Source organism: Streptomyces sp. NRRL S-646 (assembly GCF_000720765.1).
In the GTDB taxonomy this organism is placed as follows: domain Bacteria; phylum Actinomycetota; class Actinomycetes; order Streptomycetales; family Streptomycetaceae; genus Streptomyces.
Map to the genome: position 1 here is coordinate 174,984 of NZ_JODC01000015.1, position 21,827 is coordinate 196,810.

Here is a 21,827-nt window from a genome sequence, read left to right on the forward strand (position 1 = left end):
ATGGGCAGAAAAACGCTGCAGAAGAGGAGTTTTCGTTTGATGTGCCGATATCGACAGGTCACGCGTTCGTCACCCACCATTTCCAACCGGTAGAGTTAGTCGGAAGCTTTGCTGTTCCCGATCCCAGCTTGACCTTACGGCAACGATCTCCGCTTGTCCTCCACTTGGTCCACGTCTCCTTGTATCCCCAATCGCCATACTGAAGGTTCCCGTACTTGTTGCTCGGCACATCGTGACTGTACTCGTGGCCCGTCGTTATGGAGACCTTCCCGACCACCCTGATGCCGTATGTCGCCTTCGATTTCGCGATGATGGCGTTCGCGGATGCCTCGATGCTCCCGCTTAGCTCAATCGACACCTCACCCGACTTCTCGACTTTCACCTTCATGGTTCCGCCGGGGCCATCCTTGTAGTGCGTTCCGTTCCACCAAGAAGCAATGAAATAGTTGTCCTTATCAGACACTTCGTACCACGTTTTGACCGGATTGTCGCAGTAGTGCGGTCCGACCACATCGTCTTTACTCTCCGGCAATGCACTCAGCTTGTTTTCGGTAGCAATTTCGCTTGACGTCATGGAGGGCACCTCAGTTACATCATTGGACGTATCCTGAGTTCCAACTTGATCTGATGTGACAACCCCAGATGCTGGGTCGTTCGGGACTTCCTGGGCGTGTGCTGTGGTGGCTAGTGCCGCTGTCAGGGCCAGAGCTGCTGCCGGGACGAGTACACGCTGAACTGATGCCATTCGCATCGATGTTCCCCCTCATTTTTCGACGCCTGGTCTTGGCGGTCACCGGAAATCTATGGCGCTGTCATGGCCATGAGAAGTAGAACGTCGAAGTTTTGAGTAAGATCTGAGCTTGGCGTTTGTCGTCTATCGTCCGTGGTCGGACATGGCCTCGAACTTGCTGACGTTTTCGGCTGAGTGCCTGACGTGAGACCGCGTTTGAGATCTAGGTCGGCGGCCTCTCGGAGGGTGCTCTAGGCTCGGCCAGGTGATCTCCGACAAGTTCCCCCTCGTCGGCGGCTTCAGGGAGCTGGAGTACGGCAGTCCGGACGGGCCGTCGATCCGAGCTGCTGTGCGCATGGCGGCGCCGAGGTGGGAAGGCGATCTGGTTCGGTACCTGCGTGGCGGCGCGACCTTGGTCGCCACGCCTTCAGCCGTGCCTGACGTGCTGAGCGAAATGGGCGCGTTCATCGGAGGGCTGCACCTGCTCACAGACGGACATTGGCTGTGGTACTCCGACTTGGCCCACTACGTGGGGCGCTACCACGTGGAGCTCGACCCGGCGTTCATCGAGCACGCGCGGAGCAACAACTGGACTGCTCCGCAGGTCAGCGACGAGCGCCTCGAAACGATGGTGACGTTGCTCATCGGAGACGAAGTTGAGCCGAACTGATGTTGCTGCCCGCGCCTGGCTATCAGGCCGAAGTTCGGGTCAACGGGCGCCGACCCGCTCGTGAAGCCGGCCTCACCCGGGTCAGGCGGCGGACCATGATGCCGATCATCGCCCAGCGGAGCATCGTCTCGGAACGGGCGGGACTGGTCTCGTAATCGCGGGCCAGGCGTCGGTGGGCGGTGAGCCACGAAAAGGTACGTTCTACCGCCCACCGCTTCGGCTGGACTTGGAAGCCCCGTTGGTCGAGGTCCTTGCGGACGATCTCCAGCTCCCGGCCAAGCACGGTGGTGCTCCAGTCGACCAGGCGGCCGGCGAAGCCCTGGTCCGCCCAGATTTTCTTGACCCCCGGGTGGTCGAGGCGGGTCCACAGCAGTGGTCGGCGGCCGCCATCGCGGTCCTGGACGCTCGCCGCGACGACGTGCACGGCCAGCAGCAGGCCGAGGGTGTCGGTGACGATGAACCGCTTGCGGCCCTTGACCTTCTTGCCCGCGTCGAATCCCCTGGTGGCAGCGGGAACGGTGTCGGCAGTACGGACGGACTGCGAATCGATCAGGCCCGCGCTTGGCTCAGCGTTACGGCCGTCGGCTTCGCGAATCTGGCCACGCAGGGCGTCGTGGATGCGTTCGACCGTTCCGTCGTCGTGCCACCACGTGAAGTACCAGTAGACCGTCGGCCACGGCGCGAAGTCCTTTGACAGCTGCCGCCAAGCGCAGCCGGTCCGCACGACATAGAAGATCGCGTCCACGATCCGCCGCCGCGGATGCTTCTCCCGACGCCCGCCCTTGGGCCCCACGTCTCAGATCCAAGACCCCGAACCGGGCTCCGCATATGGAGGGCATTGAAAAGCGGCACCGAGCAAAGCTTCGGTCCGCTTCCCCTCGTTGATAACCGTGTCCCTCTCGCCGGTCGCCGGTAGCGCGGTCAACAAGCTGCGAGTCGGTCGAACCGGTCATGACGCGTCCGTCGCGCAGTGTCTTCACGCCTACCACTTCACCAAGGCAAGGGCTCCGGGCGGCGGTTCCACCACCATCCGTGCTCTGAGGCGGTGTCCTCGGGCCCGGTCAGCTCTTTGCGGAGCAGACCGGGGTCCTCGACGGTCAGCTGGGTGAACAGGGCGTCCAGAGGCTCAAGGGCATTCTGCAGCAAGGCGGATGCGTTCTCCGGGAGTTGACGGTGCACATGCTCCAGTTTGTCGCGCGATTCGAGGCGTTGACGGAAGAGGGCGGGCGGATACCACCCGGAGGGCGCCCAGCCGGCCTCCATCTGCCGGACTAGTTTTTCCCAGGCCCCCAGGGAATTGCTTGCCCTCCAGATTGGCGTTCCCGGGGTGCTGGCCTCCTCCGGGTGCATGTGGTGCAGGTGCTCTGCGAAGGCATCGGCGAGCGGGGTGGCGATCTTCAGCTCGCTAACCACTTCGGGGATGCGAGCCACGGTGACATGCGAAAGCCGGGCGACGGGAGCCTCGATCCTGTCGATCCTGAAGCGGGGCTCTTCGTCGTCGGGCTCGTACAGACGTGCTCGCGTGACAAGCCCGTCCTCCGTGGCCAGCCAGTACGCGCTCGGCGGCGCTTCCTCAGCGGGAAATAGGACCACGGTGCCTGCCGTACGGGCGAAGGCAGACGCCAGATCGCGCTCCGGGGGCTGTGGTTCCACGGACTCCTGGGCGTAGATGTCCAGGGACGTGGACACATCGCCCGGCACCGGTGCCATATCGCAGAACACCAGGGCGTCCCAGTTGCGCAACTCCTGGTCGGTGTCCTCGTCGGCGACGTCCACCTCCTGCACTCGCACGTGCAGGCACTGCGCGAGAGCCGTAGTGACAGCGTCGAGAGCCAGGGGCTCCACAGTGAGGAGGTTGTACGTCATGGTGGATAGGTCCCGTTGTAGATGTCCAGGGCCTTCTGTACGGCCTGTGGGTTGTTTACGAAGCGCGGGGCATGTGCCAACTGCGGTGCTGCACTGATGTCGCCCTTGGCCTTCGAGATCTGCTGGAGGGCGGCGTATTCGTTCCGGTCGAGCTTGGCGATGCCCTTGCCGCTGTCGGGATACACCCTGCCCGTCGGTTCGACGCCATAGGAACGCCCGTTGACCTCGTAACGGAAAGTTTGATCATTCCATGTACCCTTGCCAGCCGCGATGTCAGCGATGTCCTGATTGATGTGCTGCTCGTAGCCGCGGAGGATGACGCTGTTCACCTCGCTGACATTCTTGCCGCTATGAGCCGCCCCTGAGACGGTATGCCGAGCGTTCGGGGTCATAAGACTCTTATCGGCCGCAGGACCCTCGACGCCGTCGGCCACAGGCCACGGCCCCCTTCCCGGCCCGTTCCCTCCAGCGCCGGAGTCACCAACCCTCATCGCGTAACGCTCACCAGCAGTGAGGTCACCGGAGGCGCCCGCAAGATCACCCGGAACCCCGGCCATGGCCATGCGAGAGCCGGCGAGATCGACATCGATGCCGCCGAAGAGGCCGGACAGACCGCTGGCCCTGACCGTCTGGTAGGTGGCCCCGGCCCCGCCCAGCAAACCGCCGGTGAGTGCTCCGTACACCCCAGCCTGGCGGGCCTCGTCGAGGTTGATGCCGCTCTTCTGCTCACCCAGGGCGATGGCCGTGGGCTGGGCGACGGCCAGGTCCACGGTGATGGACTCCACCCCGCCGAAGGCTGCGGTGGCCAAGGTGGTGCCTGCGATGGCGGCGACCTCCTCGGTTACCGCCACGCCCAGGGAGGCGGCGAGCTCCGTGACGCCCGCGGCCGCGGCCGCCGCGGCGCCCTCGGAGAGGCCGGCGGTGAAGACGGCCAGCGCGGTGCCCGCGACGAGCGTCGCGCCGACGATCTCCAGCTCGTGTTCGAGGTGCTTCTTCGCGCCGTGTACGGCGTCGGCGTATGCGTCCAGCGCCTTGGCCATGTCCCGGGCCGCGTCCGGCAGGTCCTTCAGCCAGCCGCGGCCGTGGTCGTAGTAGCGGCGCCAGAACTTGTCGAAGGCGTCGATCGACTCGCCCTTGTTGTCCTCGATCAGCGCGCGGGCGGCCTTGTTCGAGGCGGCCGTGATGTCCTCGACGTCGTCGGCGAAGGCCCGCCACACCCGCGCGGCCTCCCGCAGCCCGTCCTCGTCGGCGTCCGGCCACCACATGCCCGTCAGGTCCTGGACGACCTTGCGGGCCTTGTCGGCGACGCTCACTGGCCGCCGCCCGTGTCGTGGTGCCCGAACATGCCGCGGATGAGTTCTTCGTTGTCGATGTGCTTGTCGGCCATGTCGACCAGGCCCGCGTGGATGCTGGCCAGACCCTCGATGAGGATCTGAGCCGAGTGCTCGACCGGCTTGACGTGCGGGCCGTAGGCGGCGTGGAACTTCTGGCCCTGCTCGTCGTCGCCCCACGGGGCGCCCGCCGCGGCCAAGCCGTTTTTGAGCTTGGTCAGTGCGTGTGCAAGGGCAACGCTTTCGCGGTGGAAGGCGGGCGCCGCCGTCTTGATGTCATCGACCTTGATATCGAGTATCTCGTCCTTGCCGCCCATGACTTCGCGTCTTCCCCCTCCGTCAACTGCACGGGCGTTCGAGCCTAGTTGGCGGTTGGTGGTTCACGACTGTGAGCTGAGCAAAGCCGGGGCAAAGATCCGTTCGGTGGTCGTGAGCTCCCTCACTAGCCGTCATCGGGGTCGGACTTGCTGAGGTGATGAGGGATTAGACGCTCCAGAGTTCCGACGCAGCCCCGCTAGGCGGGCACAGGGCAATCCAAGCAGCGAAAAGTTCGAGGGATGCTGCCTGAGGTGGTCGTACTGGCTTCGAACTCGGAGAAGCCGCCGCTCTCGTCGCGATACACCACGCCAATCCCGTGTTCGGCTAGCAGGTTACGGAGGTCCTCGCGGGGGAGCTCGGGGGTGAGAACCATCAGGTGAAGCGGCTGGCTGTGGGTGATACTTCGCAAGTGGTGGCGTGCCAGCAGGAGTTGAGCCATGGCTTCCGCGATTGACTCGCTGGCTGCGCTCCCGGTCGGTTCATAGACCGTGTTGCGTGCGGGGTTGTAGAGCTCGAGCATGAGTTGAGCCGTTGCGTCGCGCATGGACACCTCTAGCTGGCCGATCGTTTCTCCTGCGGCCAGAGAGCTCGCTTCGAAGGTGTCCGCCAGGTCATCACGAGCAGCAGCCACATGGTCAGCGTCAGACAACTGGACCCGCTGACGCTTCTGACGTCGGTAGGTGCGGGTGAGCTTGGCCGCGGTGCGGTTGAAACGGGAGCGGGGATGAGTGGCGCGGGGGAGGGTGTCCTCATCCCGCCGGATGTACAGGCCGGTAGGGCGTAAGCGGAAGACGATTACGTTGCGATCTGCACCTAATTCATCCTTCGCTTCCCGTATTTCGAACGGCTTGCGCTCATCGACCTTGAATTCCCCTATGTATCTATGTGTCCGTGTATCGCTTCCGGGGACCTTGCCCGCGGCGATGAACAGGTGCAGGGTGCGACCCTTGTCGATGTGCTCCAGGATTGACTTGTTGCCACCCTCTAACGCTTGATCTCCGCGCTTCCCGACGCCGGTATAGGTGAATATGGGGCCAATGTCATCATCCTCGGCGAGCCACCCATCGCGGTACCCGAAGCGCTCGCCGACCTTGCTGTCGGAGAAGATGAGGACGTTCCGCTTCTCGACTGCTGGGCAGATTCCGGCATAGCCGGACCCGCCAAGTACGGGATGTATTTCTGCGCGCGTAAGGATCTGGCCGGGACGAAACCCGGACGTGTGTGTTGTCATGATCCGAGGTTAGTCGTTTCACTGGGCACAGAGTGGCGGATCTGACGCACGTTGCTCGTTATGACGTTGTGATGCTGTACGGCCCAGGTGAGGATGGTGCCATGGGTGACGCGACGGCGACGGTCTTAGCAGCTGGCATCGGTCTCATAGCAGCAGTCATCGGGGCTGTAATCGCGGGGAGGTATGCCGAGCGGGGAGCAAAGGTCGGTGGGCGCAAGGCTGTTGAGGCTGCGCTCGCACAGGTTCACGGGGAAGCGGCAGCGGAGCACTGGCAGTGGGTGCGTAGCCAGCGGTACCAGTCCTTCGCCTCTCTCCTCGCGGCCTATACGGCCCTTGATGAAGTGCTCGCACGCATCACACCTGAGGTCAGGGGTGGAGCCCCACTTGATGTCGCAACCAGAGATGAATTGCGGCGGGCCGCGCTGGAAATGCAAGACAAGACAAGTCTATTGGCGTTGTGGGGACCGGATGAGGCAAGGGTGCTGGCATACGCCTTGACGCGGAAGGCGGTTGCGGCCGTTAGTTCCGTGCTGCAAGTAGAGCGAGCAACTTCCGAAGGTCGGAGCCGCGACTGGTCGAACTATGAACAGACCAGAAGTGGCATGACCGAGGCCTATGCCACTTTCCTCCAGAGAGCCGGGGAGATAATTCGCGATCCTATGCAGACTGTTAGTTAATTCGACCTGTGGTCTGGGCGATTGTGCCTATGAAGTTCTTCCAGGTGGCCGCGCTGAGCGTCAGTTGCGGCCCTGAGATGACCTTTGAGTCGCGCACTGCAATGACCCCGGCAAGCGCGGCCATCTCCAGGCACTCACCCCCCATGCCGTTGCTATAGCTGCTTCTGCGCCACGGGATGCTGGACGACGGCATCATCGGGAGTGCTCCTCCAAGAGTTTTGTGATCAGCCAGACCGATCGTTGCGGGCTGAGAGCCAAGGCCCTGAGGTGGTCGAACGCCTTCGTGTAGAGGGTCACGTCCTTGGGTTCTTCGAGGTAGACCGAGTCGGTTAGTCCCTCTCGGTAGACCACGTCTGGGTCCTCCTGCTCCGGGAAGCCGAGGATCGTGAACGATCCCGTGGTGGGATAGGCGCCCGCGTCGAACGGCAAGACCTGCACCGTCACGTTCCTCAACTTCTGGATTTCCAGCATACGTTCGAGCTGGCGGGTCATGACCTGGCGGCTGCCGACCGTGTGCAACAGCGCACTCTCGTGGACGACTGCCCATAGATCAGGGGCGGTCTCGCTGGTGAGGAGCTCTTGTCGCCGCATCCGGACGTCGACCATGCGCTCAATGTCTTCGGGGGTGTGATCGATCCATGCGCGGCTCAGCTCGGATGCGTACTCGTCAGTCTGTAGTAGGCCGGGGATGAACTCGGCTTGATAGGTGTGCAGCTCGGAAACTGCCTGTTCGAGGCCGACGTACACAGAGAACCAAGCAGGGATCGCGTCGCTGTGCCCGTGCCACCACCCCTTCGTCTTGGACTCCTTGGCCAGCGACTTCAGAAGATCACGCAGTTCATCGGCCGTCCCGTAGAAGCGGCACAGGGCGTCGACATCCGAAGGTTGGACGCGCCCTTGTCCCGTCTCCATGCGGTTGACCTTGGAACTGCTCCAGTCCAGCTCCTTGCCGACCTGGCTGCAGGTCAGCCGGCTCTCTTCGCGTAGCCGCTTGAGCTCGATTGCAAGACGGCGACGGCGAGCGGTAGGCGATCCGGCCATGGCAACTCCTCGCGAGGTAGCGGAAGTTCCATCCCATCGGAAGGGGCGCGAAAGGCCAATCACTCTATAGAGGGAATCCCGTCGTGCACGTTGCACGACGGGACATGCGCTGAAACTCTGTTACTGAGAGTCATTGGTTGGAACACCGTGCGCTACGAGGAAAGGTGGTCGAAGATGATCTACGTAGGCAGTGGCGTCGGACGAGAGCCCTGGGTGCACACATTTCTTGCCCAGCCAGGTGAACTCTCTGAATTACGGCGGACCTTGAAGCTCCGCCTCATCCTGTGGGGGCTCCCCGATCATGTCGACGCGGCACAGATCTGCGTATCAGAGCTGGTAACCAACGTCATCCAGCACGTCGGGGAGGGAACGCCCACCATGCTGCGCATGGCGCTCAATGAGCCGTATCTGCGCTTGGAAGTTGAGGATCCCGATACGCGGGCGTTGCCCACCCTCCTCGCTGCCAGTAGTGCGCTGGAGTCGGGGCGAGGAGTAGCGCTCGTCGACACCCTGACCGATCACCGCTGGGGTGTCTTTCTCCGAGGGAACTCGAAGGTGGTGTGGTGTGAGCTCGTTACGGATGCTTCCGTCGCCTGTGGTTCGACGAACGGCCCTCGCGTCGCGCGGGCCGGGGCGATTCTCGACCTGTATGGATCGTGGCAACTGCCCCACGCGAGAACCATGTCCCATGGGAGCAGGGTGCTCGGGGCGGCAGCGGCAGAGGAGGCCGCCATCGGGGTCATGGCTGACGTACTGCACTGGCTGCATGCACACGGGCATGACCCTGATGACGTACTCGACCGGGCGCAGACTCACTTCGAGTCTGAGATCGGTGAGCCGGTGTGAGGGCTGAGTCGTCGGCTAGCCCGCCGTGATACCCGAGTACGACCACACATCCGCTGGCAGCTGCTCATGCAGCTGCCAGGTGATGGCCATGGGCTTGCTGCCCTCATGCCCGGCATACGTCGCCGGGCCGAGCAGCATCCAAGGTTGGGCCTTCCCGATGTCGGTGTCTTTGTAGCGCCGCATGAACAGCAGGACGTGGCTTCCGCGTTGCTTGTGCTGCTGGTAGCGCAGACCTGTGGGAGAGGTGGCTGCGGTCGTGCTCTGCGACTCCCAGTGGAAGAGGGAGGGGCTCAACGCGTAGTCCTTGTACCGAACCGTGGGGGAGAAGTCCTTCTCGTTCTTCTCAAGGGTGATCAGCAGGGCGTCCGTCTGGTTCTGCTCGTCCCACAGGACGCCCTGCGCAAAGGATCCCGGCATCTGGCCGCCCAGGCGGGCGACACCAAGCGCGGCCAGGATCTCCGAGCGGTTGTATGCGCTATGGATCTTCAGAGGGATGTGGGCGTGCGGACCCTCCAGAGGAAGGGGGAAGTGGTCGGCTTGCCCCATGACATGGGCGAGTACCTGTCGCAGTTCGCTACGGAAGGCTCGCTGCTCGCGGAGCGATTCAAGCCCTTCCGCGTAGGAGTTGAATCCTCCGGCCTTGTCCCAGAGGTTGAAGAACAGCATGCGCGCGTACGTTTGGTACTTCGCGTTCAGTGAGTCGTACGTCGGCGCGTCATCGCTCAACAAGCGCATGTACGCCTCTGCGCGTTCGCCGTCGTCGACGTGCAAGAACGCGTGCACACGCTTCAACAGGTCCTCTTCGCCGGCTTGTTCAGGAAGATCAGCCAGTCCAGAGCGACGTAGGACTGTCGTCCACGAGTTGCTCGACTTATACAGCTCCCGGATTTCACGGCGACTCTCCTTGAGGTAGTCGGCGAGGACCGGGGTGTCGAAGGCCCTCACTTCCTTGGCGAGGGTCTGGACGGTCGCCTTGATCTGGGTGCGAATGTTGTCCAGCACCAGCTGCTTGGACTTGCCCTCAAGGATGATCTGGCAGCCGGACGGCAGCAGAGGGAAGTCGTGTTCGGCGTGCTCAAGGAGCCGGTTGCGCGACAGGTTGGTCATTGCGCGGAACTGCTCCTCGAACCGGAACTCGGCACGATGTTGGCCGATGAAGTCGAGCACGGTGAGCACGGGCTTGTCCGGGGTCCGGCGCAGACCTCGACCGAGTTGCTGAAGGAAGACGGTAGCGCTGTTCGTGGGGCGCAAGAGGAGGATCGTATCGACGTCCGGGATGTCCAAGCCCTCGTTGAAGAGGTCAACGGAGAAGATGACTTGGATCTCTCCCGCCCTGAGCTGGGACAGAACGTGGTCACGGACCTCGGGCTTGGACGCGCTGTCCAGGGCTTCAGCCTTGATGCCTGCGTCCTGGAAACACTTCGCCATGAAGTGAGCATGTTTCCTGCTGACGCAGAAGCCGAGTGCTCGCATGTTCATCGGGTCGGACACCTTGTCCCGCACCTGCTTGATGACGATACGGGCGCGCGCAAGGTCCCCGGAGAACAAGTCACCGAGCTGGCTCTGGTCGTACGTACCCGAGCGCCAGTTGAGGCGGGTGAGGTCCGTGCCGTCGGGCACACCAAAGTAGTGGAACGGGCAGAGGAGGTCGTTGTCGAGGGCCTCCCACAGCCGCATCTCGGCGGCGATTCGGCCATCGAAGAACTCGTCCTGCACATTCAGGCCGTCTGCGCGCTCGGGAGTCGCGGTCAGGCCGAGGAGCTGCTTCGGCTTGAAGTGGTTGAGAACGCGGCGATATGTCGTGGCCGTAGCGTGATGGAACTCGTCGATGACGATGATGTCGAAGTGTTCCGGGTCGAACTGGTCGAGTCGCTGATCGGTGAGCGACTGAACGCTGGCGAAGACCTGCTTCCAGTCACGGGGTAGCTCGCCGCTGAAGAGCACTTCGCCGAAGGACGCGTCGTCGAGCACTTCGCGGTACATACGGAGCGACTGCCTCAGGATCTCCTTGCGGTGTGCCACGAAGAGAAGCCGTGGATACTCCCTGGCGCCCCATTCCTTGTGCAGGTTGCGGTAATCAAGGGCAGCCATGACCGTCTTACCCGTACCGGTCGCAGCGACAAGCAAGTTGTGATGGTGACCGCGTACCTCACGCTCGACTCGCAGTCGCTCTAGCATGTCGGCCTGGTGCGGGTGGGGGCGAACCTCAAGGCCCGAGAGGCTGATCTTGGCGTCTTGGCTGGACGGCGAACCGCCCGCCACGATCAGAGCCTCGTCCAACTTGCGGGCGTCACGATCGGGGTCATACGACTCGAAGGCGATGTCATTCCAGTACGCGTCGAAGGTGGCCTCGAATTTGTTGAGCACGACTGGAGTGGCCACGGATGACAGACGTACGTTCCACTCCAGGCCGTCGAGCAGTGCGGCCTTCGAGAGGTTGGAGCTGCCTACGTACGCCGTGTCGAAACCGCTCTTGCGTCGGAACAGCCAGGCCTTCGCGTGGAGGCGGGTCGAGCGGGTCTCGTAGTTGACCTTTACCTCGGCGCCGAAGTCGCGGACGAGCCGGTCGAGTGCGTGGCGGTCGGTTGCGCCGATGTAGGTAGTTGTGATGACTCGGATGGGGACGCCGCGTTCCGCAGCGGCACGGAGAGAATCTTCGAGGACGCGCAGGCCGTACCACTTCACGAAAGCGCACAGCAGATCAATGCGGTCTGCTGTTGCCAGCTCAGCGCGCAGCTCACTGCCGAGGCTCGGATCCTCGGGGGAGTTGGTGATGAGCGCGGTTTCCGATAGCGGCGTGAGTGGGCGTACCGCGTAGACACCGGGGGCTTCCCGCTCGGCGAGTGCCAGCAGCTGCCGGGGCCCATCGGCAATGGTGCCTATGACTTCGTCCACATCCGGATCTGGTGCGTGAGCGGCCAATGACTGCAGGATCTGGTTGGCAACGGTCACCCGCTTGTCCTGGGGCAGTTGACTGAGCCTGCGCCCCACGGCCTCGCTGATGTGGCGTGCCAGCACGTGGGGCGCGGACTCTTCGCTGACCTCTTCGTCGATTGCCTTCCAGCCCGCGGCTTCGAGCCGCTCCATCAGGTCATGCAGAGTCCGCGTGATGAGTTGCTCGTAGACACCTGCGACCGGCTGTGCCGGGTCCCCCGATTCCGCCACGACTGCTCCTTCGATCCCTTGCGCTTGATCTCTCGCGTCGGTGTGGATCTGTTCTAACAGGAGTCACTGACAATCGAAGCGCTTCTGCTGAAAGGTGATCGTTTTCAGGCAGGCACCGCACGTCTTTACTGCCGCAAGCCCCATTAGCAGGCGTGTCGCGGGCACGTCAACCTCGGTTGTTCAGGATGGCCGCACATGGTTCCCGAAGCCGAGACTTCAGGCATCGACCACAAGAGCCTCAGGGCTTCCAAGGGGGAACAGAAGACGATGCGTATGAACAAGAAGGTCGCGGCCACGGTCTCGGCGTTGGTGATGACCACAGGGCTGCTGGCCATGTCCGGAGCCACCACCGCCAGCGCCGCGGACGGCTGCAACACGGACGTGGTGTCCGGGACCGCCCGCTCGGCGACCGGGGGCAGGGGCCAACTCTTCGAGCTGAGGTACAACGGCTCCGGGACCAATACTTGTGCCTGGGGCCGTGTTACCAACGGCTCTCCCGGCATGCACGTCTGGGTGGACCGGAGCAGCGATGGCGGCCGCACCTGGGAGCCGCAGCTTGGCTGGCGGGAGATCGACGCCGGAACCAGCGTCCACACCGAAGCCTGGCGTGACAGCAACGGCAAGCTGATGCGGGCCTGCGGCGACTCCGGCTACAACACGCCGATCACCTGCACCGGCTGGTACTAGGGTCTGTCGGGAATGTGCTGGTCACGACCCTCATTGAGGGCTGTGACCAGCACCGCCGCCTCGTAGCGAACGGCGAGGTGATGCCTGTCTCGTGGCCACGGCCCGGTGATGCTTGAGGCTGGATCCCATACTTGGCTGCCTGGCGCTCGATCGCTGCCGCCGGATCCACATGGGCGTCTGGTCCGGCTTGACGCCCCGCGCGGCTCTACGCCCCGTGACACCCCTCATAAACCCGCCCCGACCCGCACCAACAACCCGCCCCCCTCTGCGGCGGCCACTCCACAGCCCGCCCCCGAGCCGCCAGCGTCGTCGCATACTGCGGCAACAACTCCGCCTCCCCAGGCGAAGCCATCTCCGAAGCCGCGAACGCCTCGTACGACGGCACCGTCCCCGTCACGATCCCCAAGTTCGGCGTACCACTCGCTGCCAGCTCCCGCAGTGACCCTTCTATAGTCGCCAGGTGCTCCTCATGCGACGGGTACTCGGCGGCCAGCGTCGGATACGCCTCCACCAGCTCCGTCAGCTCCCCCGCCGGCCAGTGCAGGACCGCCACCGGGAACGGGCGCGACAAGGCTTCCCGATACGTCCCCAACTCCGCCCGCAGACGCGAGATCTCAGCCGCCAGTTCCGCCGGATTGTCCGAGCCCAGCGACCACACCCGCTTCGGGTCGTGGAGCTCGTCCAAAGAAACAGGGGACGAGTGGAGCAGGTCCGCCACCGTGTCCCACTCGTCGTGGGCGACGCCCAGCATCCGGCGTACGCGGTGGCGGCCGAACAGGAGCGGGTGCGTCGAGTACGGGGGCTCCTCCACATCCGTCAGGAGCACACGCGCCCCCTCCGTGAAGGTCTCCTCAGCCGCCTCCAGCTCGTCGTGGGCCTCCAGGGACTCCGCCACGATCACCCAGGGGGCCGGGTCGCGCGGGGACGCCGCCCGGATCCCGTCGATGATCGCTCGGGCCTCGGCCTCGTGGCCGTACTCCCACAGGTTCGAGGCCTTGAGGGCTCGTACCAGGTAGGGGTTCTCCAGGCCCGCCTGGGACGACAGCAGGCGGTCGTAGAGCGTGGTCGCGGCGGGGCGGTCGCCGGACAGTTCCAGGTGGGCCGCGGCCTGGATGAGCAGGGCCTCGGCGTCCTCGGGGTACAGGCCGGCGGTTCGCTCCAGGCGGGCCGCTTCGGCGGTGTGGTCGACGTTCTCGGCAGGCGTGTCGGGGCGCATGAGGGAAACCGTACTGCCCATCCGTGTCGAAGAAGAGGTATGTGCTGGTCAAAGGGCAGGGATCACGTGACCTGCTCGGGACGCCCGCTCGACGCCCACACCATCGTCCCCAACCCCGCCGCCACGAGGCCCGCCCCTACATACAGCGGAGCCGTGTAGCCCAGGCCCGCGCTGATGGCGACCCCGCCCAGCCACGCCCCCACCGCATTGCCGACATTCGACGCCGATACGTTCGCGCTCGCCGCCAGCGGTACGCCGTGGGCGGCGTCCGTGACGCGGGTGATCATGCCGGGGACCTGGGCGAAGCCGAAGACGCCCGTGAGGAAGACCAGCACGACGGAGGCGGCCGGGCTGTCCGCCAGCAGGCCGAACAGAGCGAGGGTGACCCCCAGCGCCGCCAGGGAGATGATCAGCGTGAGGTCGCGGTTGTGGTCCGCGGCGCGGCCGCCGGCCAGGTTGCCGAGGACCAGGCCGCTGCCGTAGACGACAAGGAGCCAGGCCACGTCCGTGTCCGAGAAGCCGGTGACCTCGGTGAAGGTGTAGGCGAGGTAGCTGAAGGCGCCGAACATGCCGCCGTAGCCGAGGGCGGTCGCGGTGAGGGTCAGCCAGACCTGGCCGGAGCGCATCGCCCGTAGCTGAGCTGTCAGGGAACCCCTCGACTCGGCGGCCCTCCCCGCCCATCCCGGCACCAGCACCCCGATCGCCACCGCCGCCGCGACCCCGATCCCCGTGATCGCCCAGAACGTCGCGCGCCAGCCCCAGCGCTCGCCCACCAGGGCGCCGAAGGGGACCCCCAGCACGTTCGCCACCGTCAGACCCGCGAACATCACCGCCACCGCCCGCGATGCCCGTTCCGGTGGGACCAGGCGGCGGGCGACGAGGGAGCCGATGCCGAAGAACGAGCCGTGGCACAGGGCGGCGACGATGCGGCCGAGCAGCATCACCGGGTAGTTCGGCGCGAGGGCGGAGAGGAGGTTGCCGACGACGAACAGGACGACCAGGCCGGTGAGAACCGGCTTGCGGGGCAGCCCCGCCGTCGCGGCCGTCAGGGCTATCGCGCCCACCGCGACGGTCAGGGCGTAACCGGAGATCAGCCGGCCCGCCGCGGCCTCCGACACGGCGAGGCTCCGGCCCACCTGTGGCAGGAGCCCCGCGATCACGAACTCCGTCAGGCCGATCCCGAAGCCGCCGAGCGCGAGCGCCACCAGCCCGGCCGGCATCCGCGACGAGGCAGACGAGGCATCAGAAGCAGGGGGGACCCCCGTGGCCTCGTACGGAGACGTCAGATCGTCACCCCGTCTATCTGCAAGGTCTGCACCGCCTTCCCCGCGATCGACACCGAGACCGACTTTCCGCTCAGGAAGGTGTCCGAGTACGACTTGTACAGGTCGCCGCCGGTCGTCACCGTGTTCCAGCGGGGGACGAGGCCGCCCGAACCGCCCGTCACCGTGGTGAAGTCGGAGAGGTTGAAGGTGAAGGTCTGGGCCGAGGTCGAGGTGTTCAGCGCCACGATCACCAGGCGCTTCGCGCTCGAGTCGTAGGCCGCGACCGCGTTGCTCACACCCGTGTCGAGGATCTTCATGCCGGGGCGGATGTGCCGGCTGAACTGCGCCATCGTGTAGTACTTCGTCTGCACCGCGCCCGCCTGCAGCGTGTTCGCGTCGTACGCGATCATCGCCCAGTTCGAGGACGGGTCCATGACCTGCCAGTAGACCCAGGCGGTCGGGTGCAGCCAGCGGAAGTCGTAGAGGAGGTTGAAGGCGAGCGTGTAGCCGGTGCCGTCGTTGTCGCCGGTCTCGGAGTTCCAGAGGGCCTTGCCCGCCGTCGTCACCACGTCCGTGTAGAGCAGGTCCCGGCGGCCGCCGGAACCCTGGTAGCCGTGGACGTTGACCCGGTTCACATAGCCCTTCGTCGTCGACGAGAAGGAGTTCCACGTCGTGCGGGCCAGGTCGTAGCTCGTCTCGTCCGAGGCCGAGATCTTCGTGCCCGTCAGGCCCCGCTTGTCCAACTCGCTGCGGACGTACGGCAGTACGGCGGACTGGACCGTCGAGTCGATGTGGCAGCCCTCCTGGGTGCCGGTCGCCGTCCACCAGCTGGAGCTGGGCTCGTTGAAGGCCTCGACCGTCGCGAAGTTCACGCCCCAGTTGTTCTTCGCGTAGAGGGCCACCGCCGCGAGGTGGGAGGCATGCTGGCGGTAGTTCCAGGACTGGAGGTTGTTGCCGCCGTCGGAGGCACCGGACGGGTTGTGGTTCAGGCACATCCACCACATGGGGGAGTTGGCGAACAGCTCGGTGGTCGCCCCGCGCGCCGTCGCCTTCACCAGCATCGCGCGCTGGGTGGCGTCCGCCGTCCACTTCCACGCCGAGGACGTCGGGTCCTCGTTGTTCCAGTCCTGCCAGTAGCCCTCGATCTGCTTGAACGCCGGGATGTTCGGGGACGCGACCATGCTCGCGCCGCTCACCGTGTTCGAGCTGCACGCGCCCAGGTTGTAACGGGCGATGTTCAGGCCCAGGCCGGGGAGCGTCGTGCCGTTGTACGCCGTCGACTTGGTGGTGAAGAAGATGTCGGCGAAGTCGTCCCGCGCGCCGAACACATTGGCCCACCAGGCCAGGGAGGTGCCCCAGCCCTCCCAAGTGCCGTACGAGGTTCCGGGGCTGACGGCGATCGTGGCATCCGCGCGTGCGGTGCCGGTCGCGAGAGCGCTGCCGAGGAGGGTGCCGCCGGCTGCGGTCAGCAGGGTTCTGCGTCGGATCATGGCTTCTCCGCCTTCGCTGGGCGACCTGGCCCGTCAGGTCACTGGAGGGAAGCATCGGGTGTGACGGGTGGGGTTGTCGAGAGTTGTGCCAGCCCTTTCTAAAACCTATGTATGAAGTCCCGAACAGCCCCTGTCGTACGGCCGGCGCCGTGCGGGTCTGGTGACTTCGACGTCCGGCCCTTATCGTGCGGGCGGCCCGGTGAAGGAGGCGTACGGATGCGCGTTCCGGTCGTGCAGCACACCACCCGGCGGCAGCGCGCACGCCGCCGACGTGCGCTGTGGACCGGCGGCGAACTCCTCGTCACCGCGGGCCTCGTGCTCCTGCTGCTCGTCGTCCACCAGCTGTGGTGGACCAACCGGGAGGCCAGGCGCGGCGCCGAGCGCAAGGTGGAGGTGCTGGAGCGGGAGTGGGGCGGCGGGGGCACTGGCAAAGGTGACGACTCCGGTACGTCCGTCCCGGCCGCGACGCCCCAGCCGCGCACCGGCACCCGTACCCGCCAACAGACCACCACCGCCGCCGCGCAGCCCCGCCCCTCCTGGTCCCAGGCCTACGCCATCCTCACCATCCCCCGCCTGGGCCTGCGCGTCCCGGTCGCCGAGGGCGTCAGCAAACAGAACGTCCTCAACCAGGGGTACGTCGGCCACTACCGCGGCACCGGGCAGCCCGGCCAGGCGGGCAACTTCGCGCTCGCGGGGCATCGGAACACGCACGGCGAGCCGTTCCGGTACATCAACCGGCTGCGGGCGAAGGACGTCGTGGAGGTCGAGACGAAGACCGCGACCTACATCTACGCCGTCGACGAGACGCTCCCGCAGACCTCGGCCCGTGACTCGGGTGTCGTACGCCCGATTCCACGCTCCATCGTCGAGCCCCGCTACGGGTACTCCGAGCCCGGGTACTACATCACGCTGACGACCTGCACTCCGGAGTACACCTCCAGGTACCGGCTGGTCGTCTGGGGCAAGCTCGTTTCCATGCGCCCCCGTTGAGCCCCCGCGGAGTGACGCCCGGACCGGTCACGCCCGGACCGTCCGCTCCCGCAGCACCAGCACGGCCACGGCCGCCAGCAGGGCCAGGCCCGCCGACACCAGCAGCGCGATGTTCGCTCCGTGCCCCAGACCCCCGCCCGACGACGTCACGATCGCGATCGTCAGGGCGACGCCGGCGCAGGAGCCGATGTAGCGGAACGTCTGCTGGGCGCCCGAGCCCATGGCCGCGCGGGCCGCCGGTACCGACTCCACCGACAGCAGGGGCAGGGCGGCGTTCAGCAGGCCGCTGCCGATGCCGCCCAGGATCAGGCCGGGCAGGAGGCGCTGCCAGGAGCCCGAGTCGATCGCGCCGAGCATGGTCAGGACGCCCGCCGCGTGCAGGGCGAAGCCGACGGCGAGCTGGTGGCGGGGCGGGACGCGGCCCGCGAGACGCTTCGCCTGGAGCGCCACCGTGAAGGACAGGCCGGACCAGAGCAGGAACAGCCAGGCCGTGTCCATGGGGGACAGGCCGAGCATCTGCTGGAACAGGACCGGCAGGAAGCTGAAGAGGCCGATCACCGCGAGGCCCGTGAACAGCCCGCCCGCGGACGAGGCCAGGAAGCCGGGTCGGCGCAGCAGGCCCAGGTCGATCATCGGGGTCGCGGTGCGGTGCTCCACCAGCGCGAACACGGCCATCAGCACCACGGCCGCCAGGAACAGCAGACCCACCTCGGCGCGCAGCCAGCCGTCCCGGCCGAGCGTGAGGGCGGCGACCAGGGACACCAGTGCCAGGCCGAAGGTCAGTGCGCCCAGGATGTCCGGACGGCCGCCCCTCGGTGAGCGGGATTCCGTCAACGTACGCGTCCCCAGGGCCGCCACGATCACCGCCGCCGCGCCCAGCACGCCGTATGCCACCCGCCAGTCGGGCATCGCGCCCGCGAGGAGTGGCCCCGCGGCGATGCCGCCGCTCACGAAGGCTCCCCATACGCCGGTCGCGTGCAGTCGGCCTCGGGGAGTCGGGAAGGCTTGCACCAGCAGGCCCAGGCTGCTCGCCAGGATCGCCGCGCTGGCGGCGCCCTGCGCTATGCGGGCCAGCGTGAACTGCAGCGTGGTGGAGGCCAGGGCGCCGAGGGCCGTGGTGAGGCCGAGGGCGAGGGTGCCGATGAGGAAGATCCGGCGGCGGCCGTAGTCGTCGGCCAGGCTGCCGGCGACCAGGAGGAGGGCGGCGAGGCCCAGCGGGGTGCCGTTGATGAGCCAGGCCTGCGCGGAGAGCGAGGTGTGCAGGGCGAGGGCCGTGTCCCGGAGCGTGACCACCGGGGCTGTGTACGTCATCAGGGTCACGGCCGTGGCCGCGCTGGTCAGGGCGAGGGTGGCACGGGGATGCGGGGGCGCCTCCGCGTGCGGGGCGGCCTGCTCTGGGCGCGGGGCGGGTGGCTTTGCGTGCGATGCGCCGCCTACCGCCTCCTGCACCTCGGCCCCTTCGGCTCCCGTGAGAGTTCGGTCATTGAACCTAGTCATGTCCTGAACCGTAACACCGTAGGTTCGGTCATTGAACCAAGCTCGCGAAAAATGGTTACAGTGGACGCCATGGCACTCGGCAAGGACTACGCGACACAGGAGTGCTCCATCGCCCGCGCGCTGGAGATCGTCGGCGAGCGGTGGACGCTGCTCGTCATCCGCGACGCGCTCTACGGCGTGCGCCGCTACAACGACTTCCTCGTCCACCTCGGCATCCCGCGCGCGGTCCTCGCCGCCCGCCTCCAGTCGCTCACGGCGGAGGGGATCCTGGAGAAGCGGCGCTACCAGGAGTCACCGCCGCGGGACGAGTACGTCATCACCGAGCGCGGCATCGCCCTGTGGCCGACCCTCCGCTCCCTCGGCCTCTGGGGCCGCGAGCACTACACCGAGACCCAGCTGCGCTACTTCCGGCACGCCGACTGCGGTACCGAACTCGGGCCGTACGGCGAATGCCCCGCCTGCGCAACCGTCGTACCCGTCGAGGACGTCCTCATGGAGCCGGGAGCCGGACTCGATCCGGACCCGGCGGATCCGGTCAGCCGGGCGCTGCTCAGGCCGCGGAGGCTGTTGCAGCCCCTGGAACTGCCCGTCGAGAGCGATCAGGTATAACCGAGGCAGACGAACAGAACAGACGAGTGGCAGTACGACGCGTACGAGGGGGCAGTCATGATCCGCAGCCGGATGCCGCTGCGTCCCGTCGCCGTACTGCTGCTCCCGCTCCTCGTCCTCCAGGTCGCGCTGCTCGACACCGGCAGCCTCACCGCCACCGTCGCGCTCGCCGCGACCGCCGCGGCCGGCTCCGCACTCGCCGCCTGCGCCCTGCTCACCGCGCGCTGCGCACCCGCGGTGCCGCCCACGCGCGTGCGCACCGCCATCCGCGACCGTGCCCGCCGTACGGCATTCCTGCCGCAACGCGACCCCGACGCCAAGGGGCGCACCAGGCCCCGAGCCCCCGGATCCGCCCTTCCGGCGACCGCCGCGTAGGGCTCACCGCACGTAGCCGGCCCCGCGCGGGTCGTCATGCCGCCCTGTTCCAGTACCGGCACGACGAGACCCCCGGAGGGCTCATCCATGTCCGTTTTCTCTGTCTTCGCCGACCTGGTCGGAGACTTCGCCGACCTGCTCCAGCCACTGTTCGGTGCCTCGGCGGCGGCCGCCGCCATCGTCCTGTTCACCGCTCTCGTACGACTGCTCGTACACCCCTTGTCCCGGGCCGCCGCCCGCGGGCAGAAGGCCCGGACCGCGCTGCAGCCGAAGATCGCCGAGCTGCGGAAACAGCACAAGAAGGAACCCGAGAAGCTCCAGAAGGCGGTGCTGGAACTGCATGCCGAGGAGAAGGTGTCGCCGGTGTCCGGGTGCCTGCCGTCGCTGCTGCAGCTGCCGGCGTTCTTCCTGCTGTACCACCTGTTCTCCAGCACGAGCATCGGCGGGCAGGCGAACGAACTGCTCACGCATCAGCTGCTTGCCGCTCCGCTGGGTGGGCGGTGGGCGGATGCCCTCGGGGGCGGTGGGGTGTTCGGGGGTGCGGGGCTGGTCTACCTCGGACTGTTCGCCCTGGTCACTGTTGTTGCCGTCTTCAACTACCGGCGTACGAAGCGGATGATGGCCGCCAACAACCCCCTCCCGGTGCAGGACGGCGAGTCCGTGCCGGGGCTCGGTGCCATCAGCAAGGTGATGCCGTTCATGTCCTTCTTCACCTTGTTCACGGTGGCGGTGGTGCCGCTGGCCGCCGCGCTGTATGTGGTCACCAGCACGGCGTGGAGCGCTGTGGAGCGGGCGGCCCTCTACTCCTGATCCAGTGGTTACGGTCCAGTCCGTGAACCGGGTATTGCGGACTGGACTGTGACCTTGGAGGATCGACCAGTCCTCCGATGGCTGCACCCATCGGTCGGGCGCCCCGCGATCGAGGGAGATTGTGATCATGAAGCTGCTGCGAGTCGGTACGGCGGGATCGGAGACGCCTGCGCTGTTCGACGCCGACGGGGTTCTGCGGGATCTGTCCGGTGTCGTGACCGACATCGACGGGACGTTGCTCGCCGACGACGAGGCGCTCGGCCGGATCCGCGCCGCCGCCGACGCCGGCGAGCTGCCCGCGCTGGATGCCACCGGGCTGCGTGTCGGGCCGCCCCTCGCACGGATCGGCAAGATCGTGTGCATCGGGCTGAACTACCACGACCACGCCCGCGAGACCGGGGCCCAGCCGCCCGCCGAGCCGGTGGTCTTCTTCAAGGCCGCGGACACGGTGGTCGGGCCCTACGACACGGTGCTGGTCCCTCGCCGGTCGGTGAAGACGGACTGGGAGGTCGAGCTCGCCGTCGTCATCGGGCGTACGGCCCGCTATCTGTCGGACGACGAGGATCCACTGGCGTACGTCGCCGGATACGCGGTCGCGCACGACGTGTCCGAGCGGGAGTTCCAGATCGAGCGGGGCGGGACCTGGGACAAGGGCAAGAACTGCGAGACCTTCAATCCGCTGGGGCCCTGGCTGGTGACGGCGGATGACGTTGCCGATCCGCAGGATCTGTCGTTGAAGCTGTGGGTCAACGGGGAGTTGAAGCAGGACGGGACGACCGCTGAGCAGATCTTTTCCGTGGGGGAGGTTGTGCGGTACGTCAGCCAGTTCATGACCTTGTACCCGGGGGATGTGATCAATACCGGGACGCCGGCGGGGGTTGCCATGGGGGCGCCTGAGCCGAAGCCGTATCTGCGGGGCGGGGATGTTGTGGAGCTCGAGATTTCGGGGCTTGGACGGCAGCGTCAGGAGTTCAAGGACGCGTAGTCGCTCCGCTGGGAGAGCCGGGGAACTG

The 21,827-nt window shown here is 66.2% G+C and carries 21 protein-coding genes and 1 pseudogene; 9 read left to right on the forward strand and 13 right to left on the reverse strand.

What is annotated here, in order from left to right:
• Window positions 1-58 precede the first annotated feature (58 nt).
• Window positions 59-574, reverse strand: a complete 516-nt coding sequence (locus IH68_RS53930; protein ID WP_234341709.1) for a hypothetical protein — start codon at window positions 572-574, stop codon at window positions 59-61.
• A 421-nt stretch (window positions 575-995) separates the two neighbouring features.
• Between IH68_RS53930 and IH68_RS0135955 the strand changes: the two genes are divergently transcribed.
• Window positions 996-1,400, forward strand: coding sequence for a hypothetical protein (locus IH68_RS0135955; RefSeq protein WP_030943723.1), 405 nt, complete (start codon window positions 996-998; stop codon window positions 1,398-1,400).
• Between the two features lie 22 nt (window positions 1,401-1,422).
• On the opposite strand, the pseudogene IH68_RS0135960 reads toward IH68_RS0135955, so the two are convergent.
• From IH68_RS0135960 to IH68_RS0135980, 5 genes and pseudogenes are all read right to left on the reverse strand, one after another.
• A pseudogene (locus IH68_RS0135960) lies at window positions 1,423-2,184 on the reverse strand (IS5 family transposase); the annotation flags it as partial.
• Between the two features lie 206 nt (window positions 2,185-2,390).
• A complete protein-coding gene (locus IH68_RS0135965) occupies window positions 2,391-3,266 on the reverse strand; it encodes a hypothetical protein (protein WP_030943729.1) in 876 nt (291 codons plus the stop codon).
• Entirely contained in the window at window positions 3,263-4,579 is a 1,317-nt protein-coding gene (locus tag IH68_RS0135970; RefSeq protein WP_030943732.1) for a hypothetical protein, read from the reverse strand. The genes IH68_RS0135965 and IH68_RS0135970 overlap by 4 nt, the downstream gene beginning before the upstream one ends.
• On the reverse strand, window positions 4,576-4,914 hold the full coding sequence (locus tag IH68_RS0135975; RefSeq protein ID WP_030943734.1) for a hypothetical protein: 339 nt from the start codon (window positions 4,912-4,914) through the stop codon (window positions 4,576-4,578). The genes IH68_RS0135970 and IH68_RS0135975 overlap by 4 nt, the downstream gene beginning before the upstream one ends.
• A gap of 197 nt (window positions 4,915-5,111) precedes the next feature.
• The gene (locus tag IH68_RS0135980) at window positions 5,112-6,146 is read right to left on the reverse strand and encodes a hypothetical protein (protein ID WP_030943738.1); all 1,035 of its coding nucleotides are present in this window, start codon (window positions 6,144-6,146) and stop codon (window positions 5,112-5,114) included.
• Between the two features lie 101 nt (window positions 6,147-6,247).
• Here IH68_RS0135980 and IH68_RS56620 point away from each other — a divergent pair, with 101 nt between their 5' ends.
• Window positions 6,248-6,823 (forward strand): hypothetical protein, encoded by a 576-nt coding sequence (locus tag IH68_RS56620; protein WP_159403774.1) that lies wholly within the window; start codon window positions 6,248-6,250, stop codon window positions 6,821-6,823.
• Here the strand turns inward: IH68_RS56620 and IH68_RS58490 are convergent.
• Window positions 6,816-7,019 (reverse strand): DUF397 domain-containing protein, encoded by a 204-nt coding sequence (locus IH68_RS58490; RefSeq protein WP_030943747.1) that lies wholly within the window; start codon window positions 7,017-7,019, stop codon window positions 6,816-6,818. The genes IH68_RS56620 and IH68_RS58490 overlap by 8 nt on opposite strands.
• Entirely contained in the window at window positions 7,016-7,864 is an 849-nt protein-coding gene (locus IH68_RS0135990) for a helix-turn-helix domain-containing protein (RefSeq protein WP_030943761.1), read from the reverse strand. Before IH68_RS0135990 ends, IH68_RS58490 begins: the two co-directional genes overlap by 4 nt.
• A gap of 174 nt (window positions 7,865-8,038) precedes the next feature.
• On the opposite strand from IH68_RS0135990, the gene IH68_RS0135995 reads away from it, so the two are divergent.
• Window positions 8,039-8,710 carry an ATP-binding protein gene (locus IH68_RS0135995; RefSeq protein WP_030943772.1) on the forward strand — a complete coding sequence of 224 codons (672 nt, stop codon included), beginning with the start codon at window positions 8,039-8,041 and terminating at the stop codon, window positions 8,708-8,710.
• A gap of 15 nt (window positions 8,711-8,725) precedes the next feature.
• On the opposite strand, the gene IH68_RS0136000 is transcribed toward IH68_RS0135995, so the two are convergent.
• A complete protein-coding gene (locus IH68_RS0136000; protein ID WP_420719024.1) occupies window positions 8,726-11,797 on the reverse strand; it encodes a DUF3427 domain-containing protein in 3,072 nt (1,023 codons plus the stop codon).
• Between the two features lie 273 nt (window positions 11,798-12,070).
• On the opposite strand from IH68_RS0136000, the gene IH68_RS0136005 reads away from it, so the two are divergent.
• Window positions 12,071-12,562 carry a hypothetical protein gene (locus tag IH68_RS0136005; RefSeq protein WP_051833896.1) on the forward strand — a complete coding sequence of 164 codons (492 nt, stop codon included), beginning with the start codon at window positions 12,071-12,073 and terminating at the stop codon, window positions 12,560-12,562.
• 205 nt (window positions 12,563-12,767) lie between these two features.
• Here IH68_RS0136005 and IH68_RS0136010 read toward each other — a convergent pair whose 3' ends face one another.
• From IH68_RS0136010 to IH68_RS0136020, 3 genes are all read right to left on the reverse strand, one after another.
• Window positions 12,768-13,778 (reverse strand): SEC-C domain-containing protein, encoded by a 1,011-nt coding sequence (locus tag IH68_RS0136010; RefSeq protein WP_030943779.1) that lies wholly within the window; start codon window positions 13,776-13,778, stop codon window positions 12,768-12,770.
• Window positions 13,779-13,840: 62 nt separating this feature from the next.
• The gene (locus IH68_RS0136015) at window positions 13,841-14,998 is read right to left on the reverse strand and encodes an MFS transporter (RefSeq protein WP_037885783.1); all 1,158 of its coding nucleotides are present in this window, start codon (window positions 14,996-14,998) and stop codon (window positions 13,841-13,843) included.
• 62 nt (window positions 14,999-15,060) lie between these two features.
• The gene (locus tag IH68_RS0136020) at window positions 15,061-16,533 is read right to left on the reverse strand and encodes a beta-1,6-galactanase (protein WP_030943783.1); all 1,473 of its coding nucleotides are present in this window, start codon (window positions 16,531-16,533) and stop codon (window positions 15,061-15,063) included.
• Between the two features lie 216 nt (window positions 16,534-16,749).
• On the opposite strand from IH68_RS0136020, the gene IH68_RS0136025 reads away from it, so the two are divergent.
• On the forward strand, window positions 16,750-17,523 hold the full coding sequence (locus tag IH68_RS0136025; RefSeq protein WP_030943784.1) for a class E sortase: 774 nt from the start codon (window positions 16,750-16,752) through the stop codon (window positions 17,521-17,523).
• A 27-nt stretch (window positions 17,524-17,550) separates the two neighbouring features.
• On the opposite strand, the gene IH68_RS0136030 is transcribed toward IH68_RS0136025, so the two are convergent.
• The gene (locus IH68_RS0136030; protein ID WP_037885784.1) at window positions 17,551-19,020 is read right to left on the reverse strand and encodes an MFS transporter; all 1,470 of its coding nucleotides are present in this window, start codon (window positions 19,018-19,020) and stop codon (window positions 17,551-17,553) included.
• 69 nt (window positions 19,021-19,089) lie between these two features.
• Here IH68_RS0136030 and IH68_RS0136035 point away from each other — a divergent pair, with 69 nt between their 5' ends.
• From IH68_RS0136035 to IH68_RS0136050, 4 genes are all read left to right on the forward strand, one after another.
• Complete coding sequence (locus IH68_RS0136035; protein ID WP_037885785.1) at window positions 19,090-19,629, forward strand: winged helix-turn-helix transcriptional regulator; 540 nt, start codon at window positions 19,090-19,092, stop codon at window positions 19,627-19,629.
• 57 nt (window positions 19,630-19,686) lie between these two features.
• The gene (locus tag IH68_RS0136040; protein ID WP_030943797.1) at window positions 19,687-20,004 is read left to right on the forward strand and encodes a DUF6412 domain-containing protein; all 318 of its coding nucleotides are present in this window, start codon (window positions 19,687-19,689) and stop codon (window positions 20,002-20,004) included.
• An 87-nt stretch (window positions 20,005-20,091) separates the two neighbouring features.
• Window positions 20,092-20,814 (forward strand): YidC/Oxa1 family membrane protein insertase, encoded by a 723-nt coding sequence (locus IH68_RS0136045; RefSeq protein ID WP_030943800.1) that lies wholly within the window; start codon window positions 20,092-20,094, stop codon window positions 20,812-20,814.
• Between the two features lie 127 nt (window positions 20,815-20,941).
• On the forward strand, window positions 20,942-21,799 hold the full coding sequence (locus IH68_RS0136050; protein WP_030943803.1) for a fumarylacetoacetate hydrolase family protein: 858 nt from the start codon (window positions 20,942-20,944) through the stop codon (window positions 21,797-21,799).
• The last annotated feature ends 28 nt before the right edge of the window (window positions 21,800-21,827 follow it).